General features: G+C 65.8%; 10 protein-coding genes. 4 read left to right on the top strand and 6 right to left on the bottom strand.

Annotated features, from left to right (window positions below; all coding sequences use genetic code 11):
- Window positions 1-89 precede the first annotated feature (89 nt).
- Both G5A07_RS20600 and G5A07_RS20595 read left to right on the top strand, forming a co-directional pair.
- Window positions 90-803, top strand: a complete 714-nt coding sequence (locus tag G5A07_RS20600) for a response regulator transcription factor (RefSeq protein WP_049435290.1) — start codon at window positions 90-92, stop codon at window positions 801-803.
- Window positions 790-2,076, top strand: a complete 1,287-nt coding sequence (locus tag G5A07_RS20595) for a HAMP domain-containing sensor histidine kinase (protein WP_049435291.1) — start codon at window positions 790-792, stop codon at window positions 2,074-2,076. The genes G5A07_RS20600 and G5A07_RS20595 overlap by 14 nt, the downstream gene beginning before the upstream one ends.
- Before the next feature lie 86 nt (window positions 2,077-2,162).
- Here the strand turns inward: G5A07_RS20595 and G5A07_RS20590 are convergent, their stop codons facing one another.
- Window positions 2,163-2,552 (bottom strand): VOC family protein, encoded by a 390-nt coding sequence (locus G5A07_RS20590; RefSeq protein WP_010482807.1) that lies wholly within the window; start codon window positions 2,550-2,552, stop codon window positions 2,163-2,165.
- A 135-nt stretch (window positions 2,553-2,687) separates the two neighbouring features.
- On the opposite strand from G5A07_RS20590, the gene G5A07_RS20585 reads away from it, so the two are divergent.
- Window positions 2,688-3,938 (top strand): DUF819 family protein, encoded by a 1,251-nt coding sequence (locus G5A07_RS20585; protein ID WP_191863929.1) that lies wholly within the window; start codon window positions 2,688-2,690, stop codon window positions 3,936-3,938.
- A gap of 548 nt (window positions 3,939-4,486) precedes the next feature.
- Here G5A07_RS20585 and G5A07_RS20580 read toward each other — a convergent pair.
- A complete protein-coding gene (locus G5A07_RS20580; protein WP_005410613.1) occupies window positions 4,487-4,711 on the bottom strand; it encodes a CstA-like transporter-associated (seleno)protein in 225 nt (74 codons plus the stop codon).
- On the bottom strand, window positions 4,711-6,792 hold the full coding sequence (locus G5A07_RS20575; RefSeq protein WP_049435295.1) for a carbon starvation CstA family protein: 2,082 nt from the start codon (window positions 6,790-6,792) through the stop codon (window positions 4,711-4,713). Before G5A07_RS20575 ends, G5A07_RS20580 begins: the two co-directional genes overlap by 1 nt.
- 215 nt (window positions 6,793-7,007) lie before the next feature.
- Here G5A07_RS20575 and G5A07_RS20570 point away from each other — a divergent pair, with 215 nt between their 5' ends.
- Window positions 7,008-7,859, top strand: a complete 852-nt coding sequence (locus tag G5A07_RS20570; RefSeq protein WP_049481948.1) for a pirin family protein — start codon at window positions 7,008-7,010, stop codon at window positions 7,857-7,859.
- A 128-nt stretch (window positions 7,860-7,987) separates the two neighbouring features.
- Here the strand turns inward: G5A07_RS20570 and G5A07_RS20565 are convergent, their stop codons facing one another.
- The 3 genes from G5A07_RS20565 to G5A07_RS20555 all read right to left on the bottom strand — a co-directional run bounded on the left by G5A07_RS20565 (window position 7,988) and on the right by G5A07_RS20555 (window position 10,345).
- Window positions 7,988-8,446, bottom strand: a complete 459-nt coding sequence (locus G5A07_RS20565) for a hypothetical protein (RefSeq protein ID WP_010482811.1) — start codon at window positions 8,444-8,446, stop codon at window positions 7,988-7,990.
- 194 nt (window positions 8,447-8,640) lie between these two features.
- Window positions 8,641-9,360 (bottom strand): aquaporin Z, encoded by a 720-nt coding sequence (aqpZ, locus tag G5A07_RS20560; RefSeq protein WP_019338641.1) that lies wholly within the window; start codon window positions 9,358-9,360, stop codon window positions 8,641-8,643.
- A gap of 121 nt (window positions 9,361-9,481) precedes the next feature.
- Window positions 9,482-10,345, bottom strand: coding sequence for a pirin family protein (locus G5A07_RS20555; RefSeq protein WP_029550874.1), 864 nt, complete (start codon window positions 10,343-10,345; stop codon window positions 9,482-9,484).
- Between the last annotated feature and the right edge of the window lie 212 nt (window positions 10,346-10,557).

Below are 10,557 nucleotides of genomic sequence, written 5' to 3'. Positions count from 1 at the left end.
GCTGGGAAAAGCGTCAGAAGGGGGCGGGACGACCGCATTCCGACATGGGCGGCGCTACCATGGTACGAACTTCCGTGGATGTTTCGTGCATGCGTCTGTTGGTGATCGAGGACAACCGCCAGCTGGTGGCCAACCTGTTCGACTATTTCGAGTCGCGCGGGCATGTGCTGGACGTGGCTCCGGATGGCATCACCGGCCTGCACCTGGCCGGCAGCCACCCCTACGATGCGGTGATCCTGGACTGGATGCTGCCGCGCATGGAGGGGCCGGAAGTGCTGCGCCGGCTGCGCGCCGAGCACGCGTCCGAGGTGCCGGTGATCATGTTGACCGCGCGTGATGAACTGCCGGACAAGATCGCCGGCTTCCGCGCCGGTGCCGACGACTACCTGACCAAGCCGTTCGCGCTGCCCGAGCTGGAGGTGCGGCTGGAAGCGCTGCTGCTGCGTGCGCAGGGCCGCAACCCGCGCAAGCGCCTGCAGGTGGGCGACCTGGTGCTGGATCTGGCGACGCTGGAGGCCCAGCGTGAGGGCCAGGTGCTGCACCTGTACCCGGCCTGCCGCAAACTGCTGGAAGTGCTGATGCGGGCCAGCCCGGGTGCGGTGACACGACAGCAGCTGGAGTTCGCCCTGTGGGGCGACGAGCCGCCGGATGGTGACCTGCTGCGCTCGCATGTCTACGAGTTGCGTCGCAGCGTTGACGGCCCGTTTGCCGAGAAGCTGATCCACACCCTGCCGCGGGTGGGTTATCGGCTGGCCGTGACCACCGGCAGCGACGCTGGCAAGGATACTGATGAAGGCGCGTAAGCCCGGGCCGCTGTACCGGCGCGTGCTGTGGTGGTTGCTGGGCTACCTGGCGCTGCTTTCGCTGGCGGTGTTCAGCGTCGGCAATTACGTGCATGAGCATGCCGAGCACGCTGCCTGGCGCGCGCTGCTCAATTCCGAACTGGACAGCATCGTCGAACATGTCGAACACGAGCCGCATTACCGCTGGCAGGATTCGGACACGCTCAGCCTCTACCGCTTCGACGCGGTCAACCTGCCCGACAGCCTGCGTACCCTGCATCCCGGGCTGCATGACGGGGTGATGGTGAAGGGCCGCGAGACGGCGGTGATGGTGCGCGAGACCGAATCGATGGGGCGGGTCGCGCTGGCGCTGGATATCTCCGACTTCCACGATCTGGAGCAGTTCGCCACGCGCTGGGTGATGCTGGCGGGCGTGATCATGATCTTCGTCACCGTGCTGATGGCGTCCTTCGGCATGGAGCGGATGGTGCGACCGTTGAGCCTGCTGGCGCAGCGCATCGCCGATCTGCGGCCCGGTGCGCAGGGGCAGCGCATAGAGGTCGACCCGCGTGGCAGCTCCGAGCTGCACACGATTGCCGGTGCACTGAACGATTACCTGGACCGCAACGAACAGTTCGTCGAACGCGAGCGGGTGTTCATCAGCACCGCCAGCCATGAACTGCGCACGCCGATCGCGGTGATGACCGGTGCCGCCGAACTGGCGCTGGAGCAACCGGGCCTGCCCGAGCGTGCGCGCCAGCAGATGCAGCGGGTACTGCGCACTGCGCAGAGCGTGGAGCAGTTGATCGAACTGCTGCTGGTGCTGGCGCGTGATCCGGCACGACTGGCGGCGCGTGCCGAGCGCATCGCGCTGGACCAGCTGCTGCCGGAGATCGTCGACGACCATCGCCATCTGTTGGGCGACAAGGACCTGAGCATCGGCATCCAGGCTGCGCCGGTGGACATCGTCGCGCCGCTGGCGGTGGTGCAGGCGGCGATCGGCAACCTGCTGCGCAACGCCATCGAGAACAGTGGCCGTGGCCACATCGAATTGCGGCTGAGTTCGTCGGCGGTGTTGACCCTGCAGGACCCCGGACATGGCATGAGCCCGGAGGAGATCGCGGCCATCCACGCGCGGATGGCCCGTGGCGAGCGCGCCGATCGTGGTGGCGGCATCGGCCTGGACCTGATCGCGCGGCTCTGCGAGCACCTGGGCTGGACCCTGCAGCTGCAGCCGTGCGAGCCGCGTGGCACGCGTGTCACGCTCGATTTCAGTGCCTCGCGACCGGGCTGATCCGGCCGTCCTGGTAGATGCCAACCCTGGTTGGCATGCTGCCCGTCGACCAAGGTCGACGCCTACCCACGCGATGGCTGTCCGCGTCAACGCCCGTTCGGCCGCGCCACGTGCTGGTCGATCAGGATCACGTTGCCGTCGGGATCGGCCAGCTGCAGGTAGCCGGTCCCCTGGCCATCGGGATCGGTGCGGACTGCCAGCGCGATGCCCCTGGCATCCAGCTCCGCCTGCAGCTCGCGCACATCCTGGAAGTGGGTCAGTTCCTGCTTGTGCTGGTCCCAGCCGGGGTTGAAGGTCAGCAGGTTGCCCTCGAACATGCCCTGGAACAGGCCGATCACGGTGCCGTTGCTGCGCAGCACCAGCCAGTTCTGTGCTGGATCGCCGCCGGTGACCGAGAAGCCCAGGGCTTCGTAGAAGGCACGGGAGGCCGCGAGATCCTTCACCGAGAGACTGACCGAAAAGGCGCCAAGCTGCATGAGTAGGCTCCCTGAGGGGGTGGAGGTGTGGTCGGCACTGCAGCATGACCCGGCGTGAAGACAATGTTAATCTCGACCTGCGCCGCTTTATGCGGCGCTTTTTTTTCTCCGCTCTTTCGATCGACAGAGGATCCCATGCCGACCGAACCCGCTACTGCCCTGATCAGCAACGACATCGTTGGACTGGGCCTGATTGCCGCTACCCTGGCCCTGATCTTCTGGGCCGCCAGTGGCCCGACCCCGCTGCTGAAGAAGATCTTCGCCTGGGTGCCGGCGCTGCTGCTGTGCTACTTCATCCCCGCCATCTACAACACCGCCGGTGTCATCGATGGCCACAACACCTCGCTGTACAACCCGGTCGCGCGTGACGTGCTGCTGCCGGCTGCGCTGGTGCTGCTGACCCTGTCGATCGACCTGAAAGGGGTCATCAAGCTCGGCCCGAAACTGCTGATCGTGTTCTGCGCCGGCACTGCCGGCATCATGCTGGGCGCCATCGTCTCGTTCCAGCTGATGAAGCTGATCCACCCGGAAACCGTGGCCGGTGATACCTGGGCCGGCATGGCCGCATTGGCCGGCAGCTGGATCGGCGGCGGCGCCAACATGGTCGCCATGCGCGAAGTATTCGGCACCGATGCCACCACCTTCGGCCAGTTCGCCGTGGTCGACGTGGCCTGCGCCAGCCTGTGGATGGCGATCCTGTTGTTCCTGGCCAACCGCGCACAGCAGATCGACACCCGCAACGGCGCCGATACCCGTGCCATCGACGAGATGAAGGCGCGCATCAGTGCCTACGAGGCGCAGAACGCGCGCATTCCCAGCATGACCGACCTGATGGTGATCGTTGGCGTGGCACTGGGCGGCGTTGGTCTGGCGCATGCGATCGCCGCGCCGCTGTCCGGCTGGTTCAAGGCCAACGTCAGCTGGGCCAGCCAGTTCAGCCTGGACAGCCAGTTCGTGTGGGTGATCCTGCTGTCCACCGCGATGGGCCTGGGCCTGAGCTTCACCCGTGCGCGCAGGCTGGAAGCGGCCGGTGCGTCGCGGCTGGGCACGGTGTTCCTGTACTTCCTGATCGCCTGCATCGGCATGCAGATGAACCTGCTGTCGCTGTTGGATCGGCCGTGGCTGTTCCTGCTCGGTGCCATCTGGATGGCCACGCATGTGCTGGTGCTGTGGGTCGTGGCCAAGCTGCTGCGCGCGCCGCTGTTCTTCTTCGCCATTGGCTCGCAGGGCAACATCGGCGCTGCGGCGTCGGCGCCGGTGGTGGCAGCGGCGTTCCATCCGACGCTGGCCCCGGTGGGCGTGCTGCTGGGCACGGTCGGTTATGCAACCGGCACCGGACTGGCCTATGTCACTGGCCTGATCCTGAAGTGGATGGCGACCGGCTGAGGAGGCCAGCCGGGCGGCGCCCGGCACCCGCGGTAGTGCCGGCCGCTGGCCGGCAACCTCAACATCAAAAGCCAGAGCGGCATTCCGTGTGATGACGGGGTGGGTCCGGTTGAGGGGGACGGCGTGAATACGTCCATGTAGCCTCGGTCGCGCCATCCATGGCGCTCACGCCCCCTCAACCGGACCCACCCCGCCTCCGACAGTTTTCCGCGATCTGCTGGATCCACGCCATGCGTGAATCAATTCCATCGGTATCCATGAACAAAGAAGGGGGCGGCTCCGTTTTCCAACGAAAACGAACCCGACCCCAGATGTTTCGCACGGTCCCCGGAAATCTGTCAAAGGCGGGGCGGGGTGGGCTTGCAGGACCGTTGGCGCCATGGATGGCGCCATCGAGCCCCCAGGGACGGGTTTACGGCGTGTCCTGCAAACCCACGCCGCCCCGCCAAACCCACAGAAAGCCATAGCCGACGCTCCAGCAGTTGCAGTTGCAGTTGCAGTTGCTCCGGCCTCTGCGGGCACCGGGCTGCAAGCCCGGCACCCAAACCTCAACAGCAGCGGCCACCGTTGCGACCGCCGTAACGCGCTTCCTGGCGCTCGCGGAAGAACGTCTTGTAGTCCATCGGCTCCTGGTCCGGATGCTTTTCCAGCATGTGCCGGACGTAGTTGTCGTAATCAGGAATGCCACAGCACAGCCGTGCGGTCTGCACCAGGCGCCGCCAGATGCGGCGGTGGGCCTGGTACTGGCCGGCGGGAACCAGTTGCGTGCTCATCACAGATCCACCATTTCATGCGGCTTCAGCGCCACGTACGGGGTCTCGCGGTCGCTGCGCTGCGGATTGCGGCGGGCCGCCAGGATGGTCTTGATCGAATACACCAGCACCGCGCCCACCACCAGCAGGAACAGCGCGGTCAGGCCGGTGTTGACGTAGGCATTGACCACGATCTGCTTCATCTGCGCCACCGACTTGGCCGGTGCGGTGATGGTGTCGCTGGCGAGCGCGGCCTGGAACTTGTGTGCCTGTGCCAGGAAGCCCTGTGCCGGGTTGCTGTCGAAGATCTTGATGAAGCCGGCGTAGGTGGTGCAGATCAGCAGCCAGATGGCCGGCACCGCTGTCACCCACGCATAGCGGTCACGCTTCATCTTGAACAGCACCACCGTGCCCAGCATCAGCGCGATACCGGCCAGCATCTGGTTGGAGATACCGAACAGCGGCCACAGCGTCTGGATGCCACCGAACGGATCGACCACGCCGGTGTAGAGCAGGTAGCCCCACAGCGCCACGCAGCCGGCGGTACCGATGATGTTGGCGGTCCACGACTCGGTTTTCTTCAGGGCCGGCACGAAGTTGCCCAGCAGGTCCTGCAGCATGAAGCGTCCGGCGCGGGTGCCGGCGTCCACCGCGGTCAGGATGAACAACGCCTCGAACAGGATCGCGAAGTGGTACCAGAAGGCCATCATTGCGTCGCTGCTGCTGGGGATGGCCTGGTGCAGGATCTGCGCGATGCCTACCGCCAGTGTCGGCGCGCCACCTGCACGATGCAGGATGGTCGGCTCGCCAATCGCCGCCGCGGTCGCGGTCAGCTGCTCCGGCGTGATGGTGAAGCCCCAGGTGTTGGTGATGTAGTGCGCCGCCGACGCAGCATCGGCGCCGATCACCGCGGCCGGGCTGTTCATCGCGAAGTAGATGCCCGGGTCGATGATCGATGCGGCCACCAGTGCCATCACCGCTACGAACGATTCCATCAGCATGCCGCCGTAGCCGATGTAGCGCATGTGCGCCTCATTTGCCAGCAGTTTCGGCGTGGTGCCAGAGGAGATCAGGGCATGGAAACCGGAGACCGCACCGCAGGCGATGGTGATGAACAGGAACGGGAACATGCCGCCCTTCCACACCGGGCCATCACCGCTGGCGGCGAACTGGGTCAGTGCCGGCATCTTCAGTTCCGGCATCACCACCAGGATGCCGATGGCCAGCGCGATGATGGTGCCGATCTTGAGGAAGGTCGACAGGTAATCACGCGGGGCCAGCAGCAGCCACACCGGCAGTACCGAGGCGACGAAGCCGTAACCGATCAGCATCCAGGTGATCTGGGTGCCGGTGAAGGTGAACGCCGGGCCCCAGACCGGATCGGCGGCGACCTTGCCGCCGTACCAGATCGCAGCCAGCAGCAGGATCAGGCCAACCACCGAGATCTCGCCGATCTTGCCGGGGCGGATGTAGCGCATGTACACGCCCATCAGGATCGCGATGGGCATCGTCGCGATCACCGTGAACATGCCCCACGGGCTTTCGGCCAGCGCCTTGACCACCACCATCGCCAGCACCGCCAGGATGATGATCATGATCAGGAACGCGCCGAACAGCGCGATGGTGCCGGGCACCTGGCCCATCTCTTCTCTTACCAGGTCGCCCAGCGAACGGCCGTTGCGGCGGCTGGACAGGAACAGGACCATGAAGTCCTGCACCGCGCCGGCCAGCACCACGCCCACCACCAGCCACAACAGGCCGGGCAGGTAGCCCATCTGCGCGGCCAGTACCGGGCCGACCAGCGGGCCGGCACCGGCGATGGCGGCAAAGTGATGGCCGAACAGCACGTGCTTGTTGGTCGGCACGTAGTCCAGGCCATCGTTGTTGATCACCGCCGGGGTGGCCCGGGTCGGATCCAGCTGCATCACCTTGTTGGCGATGAACAGGCTGTAGAAGCGGTAGGCGACCAGGTACAGCGAAACCGCTGCCACCACGATCCACAGTGCGTTGATGTGTTCGCCGCGGCGCAGGGCCACGGTGCCCAGACAGAATGCGCCGAGCAGGGCGAGTACCGCCCAGCCCAGTTTGGAAAACCCTTTCATGAGGTGCTCTCTCCCGGAAAGACAGACAAAGAGTCCCGCGTGCCCTCGACAGGGTCAATTGGCGCAGGACGAATCGGCGGTAGTACTTTGGTCGTACGTTTGTTGTGCTGACGTGCAGCGAACATCAGGGATGGAACAATCGGTTGCGGCGCCGTCCATTGGCGTGCGGCCGTGTGGCGTCCATCTTCAGTGGCATCCATCCAACAGGAGTCGCCATGAGCTTTCCCGAACCGGTCCGCGTGCTGCGGACCATCCGTGGCATGCCCACCTCCGACGGTGCTGGCGTGCGCCTGACCCGCGTCATCGGTGGCCCCACGCTGCCCGACCTGGATCCGTTCCTGCTGCTCGATGAGTTCGGTACCGATCGTGCCGAGGACTACATCGCCGGGTTTCCGGAGCATCCGCACCGCGGCTTCGAAACCGTCACCTACATGCTCGACGGGCGCATGCGGCATCGCGACAACCACGGCAACGAAGGCCTGCTGACCCCGGGCAGCGTGCAGTGGATGACCGCTGGCCGTGGCCTGGTGCATTCGGAGATGCCCGAGCAGGAGAGCGGGCAGATGCGCGGGTTCCAGCTGTGGGTGAACCTGCCGGCGAAGGAGAAGATGACGGATCCGAAGTACCAGGAATTCGCGCCCGAGCGCATTCCCGTGGTGCACCCGGAGCCGGGCGTGGACGTGAAGGTGATTGCCGGCAGCGTGGATGGCACGCAGGGCCCGATCGTGCAGCCGGCCACCGATCCGCTGTACCTGGACATCACGCTGGCCCCGGATCGCGCCTGGACCTATGCGTTGCCGGAAGGGCACAACGCCTTTGCATACGTGTTCGAAGGTGGCGTGACCGTGGGGGAGCAGGACGCCGCGCGTGACGTGGCACGCCAGGAGCTGGCGGTGCTGGGCGGCGGTGAGCAGCTGCACCTTTCGGCCGGCAGCGAAGGCGCGCGGCTGATCCTGGTGGCCGGCCGTCCGCTGCGCGAACCGGTGATGCGCCACGGGCCGTTCGTGATGAACACACGGCAGGAACTGATGCAGGCCTTCGTTGATTTCCAGGAAGGCAAGTTCTGAGGGAGTGCCGGCCGCTGGCCGGCAACCTCTTCTGATCGGGAACGAAGCGTTTGCCGGCCAGCGGCCGGCACTACCGTCGGATCGGGTCGCATTGCGGGGATGCTGCCAGGCAGTCATCCCCGTCACCTTCAGCGCCCCGCGGCCACGGCCGACGGGGTCAGGCTCATGCCCTGCGCCAGCTGCTGCAGCGAGCCCAGTTCCTGGGCGCTGTCCGGATACAGCGAAATCTGCGCGTAACGCCCTTTGTCGAGCTTGACCACACTGATGCGGCGCTCGGCATAGCCGGGCGGCTGCTGGCCTCCCAGATCGGGCTGGTACCAGTACAGCGACTCACCGCCGAAGCTGCCCTTTTCCTGGCGCAGCGAGCGGTTCAATGGAAGGTTGGGATCGCGCGCACTGAGCATCAGGCTCAGTACCTCGCGGCCGTCCCCGGTGCTGGCGCGGCAGACCAGGAAATCGGCCTGTGCCTGCTGTTGCCACTGCAGGCCACTGCTGGCCGGCAATGAAGGACATTCGGTGGGAGCCTGCGCAGCGGCCTGGGCCGCAGCGAACAGCAGGCTCGACAACACTACAGGCGCGAACTTCATGCATCCCCCAAGGTGGTGTGTCGTTGGCTCCGCCGGATGGACCGGCAGCCTTGGCATCCCATCCCCGGATGCCACCCCGGCCGGCATGTGCACGGACGGTCAACTCAACCTTAACGGAACGTGAGCAATCGCACAAATTGCGGTTACAAGCGTAACCATTGCGGCCGTAGGTCGGCCGCAATGGTTCGCAGGCCTCAGCGGTCGTTGCCGATCCACTTGTAAATGATGCCGCCGATCGCGCCGCCCAGCAGCGGAGCGACCCAGAACAGCCACAACTGGCTGACCGCGCCGCTGCCGGCGAAGAAGGCCACCGCCGTGGAGCGGGCTGGGTTCACCGAGGTGTTGGTGACCGGGATGCTGATCAGGTGGATCAGGGTCAGCGACAGGCCGATCGCCAGCGGCGCGAAGCCGGCAGGCGCCTTGCCATGGGTGGCGCCCATGATCACGATCAGGAACACCGCCGTCAGTACCACCTCGCACAGGAAGGCGGCCGCAACGCTGTAGCCGCCGGGCGACAGCGCGCCATAGCCGTTGCTGGCGAACGCACCGGCCTGGCTGCCATCAATGGCGAAGCCACTGGCGCCGGAGGCGATCTGCAGCAGGATGAAGCCGGCCAGCAGGCCGCCGGCGACCTGGGCGATGATGTACGGCACCAGGTCCTTGGTCGGGAAGCGGCCGCCAGCCCACAGCCCGACGCTGACTGCCGGGTTGAAGTGCGCGCCGGAGATGTGGCCGAACGCATAGGCGCCGGTCACCACGGTCAGGCCGAAGGCGAGCGCCACGCCAAGGAAACCGATACCCAGCGGATTGCCGTCACCACCGAACTTGGCGGCCAGCACCGCGCTGCCACAGCCACCCAGAACCAGCCAGAACGTGCCGAGGAACTCGGCGGACAAGCGTTTACCCATGCTCATGTGTTGCACTCCTTTGACGGTTGAAAGTGTGATTTATGTCACATTTCAGTGATCAGCGGGTGACTGTAGTGTCAACGCCGGGTGCAGGGATACACCTTCGGATGTGTGCAACACGCGATGTTCAGTACTGCGGCAGCGGGATGAACTCCTTGTCGTCGCCCGGGATGGTGCCGAAGCGACCGGCCTCCCAGTCGTGCTTGGCCTGCTCGATGCGCTCCTTCGAGCTGGACACGAAGTTCCACCACAGGTGACGCGGGCCATCCAGCGGCTCGCCACCGAACAGCATCGCCTTCACCGGCGTCTTCGCGCGCAGGCGACCTATCGCACCGGCTTCGGGAATCACCAGGTGCTGGGCGGGGATGTCCACGCCGTCCAATTGCGCGTCGCCTTCGAGGATGTACAACGCGCGCTCGCGGTGGCCATTGTCGATATCGATCTCCGCATCCGGGTCGAGGTCGATCGCTACGTTGAGGGTGTCGGCGAACACCTTCACCGGCGATTCCTCGCCATAGGCGCGCCCGGCGATCACCCGCAGCCAGGCACCATTGCGGCGCTGCTCGGGGAGGGTGGCCGCGGCATGGTGGTAGAAGGCCGGTTCGATTTCCTCATGCGACTTCGGCAACGCCACCCAGGTCTGCATGCCATGGATCGGGTTGTCATGGTCGCGGTCCGGTTGTGGCGTGCGCTCGGAATGGGCGATGCCGCGGCCGGCGGTCATCCAGTTGACGTCACCGGGACGGATCACCTGGTCCGACCCCAGCGTGTCGCGGTGGCCGATCGCGCCCGACCACAGGTAGGTCACGGTGGCCAGGCCGATATGTGGATGCGGGCGCACGTCGATGGCGGTGCCGGGGTGCATGAGTGCCGGGCCCATCTGGTCGACGAACACGAACGAGCCGATGCTGCGCGCCTGCAGGGTGGGGACGGCGCGACGGACTTCGAGGCCGCCGATGTCGTGCACGCGCGGGGCGATGATGGTGGTCATGCGGGCGTTCTCGCTGGCAGGGATCAGGTGATCAGCATCGCATGCAGCTGTGACGGGCACATGCCCTGTATGGGTAACAGGTTGTTCCAGCCAACGGCGCAGCCCCTCGTGGCTGGCTGGTTGGTCGCTGAAGGCAGAAGCAAAAGCAGAAGCCGCGCTTGGCCGGGCGGGTGGGTGGCGCAGGGGACGCTGCAAGTACGTCCATGTAAGCT

Source organism: Stenotrophomonas sp. AS012628 (genome assembly GCF_010608305.1).
Taxonomy (GTDB): Bacteria; Pseudomonadota; Gammaproteobacteria; order Xanthomonadales; family Xanthomonadaceae; genus Stenotrophomonas; species Stenotrophomonas geniculata.
Note: the sequence above shows the minus strand (reverse complement) of the source record. Positions and strands in the feature narration are given on the sequence as shown.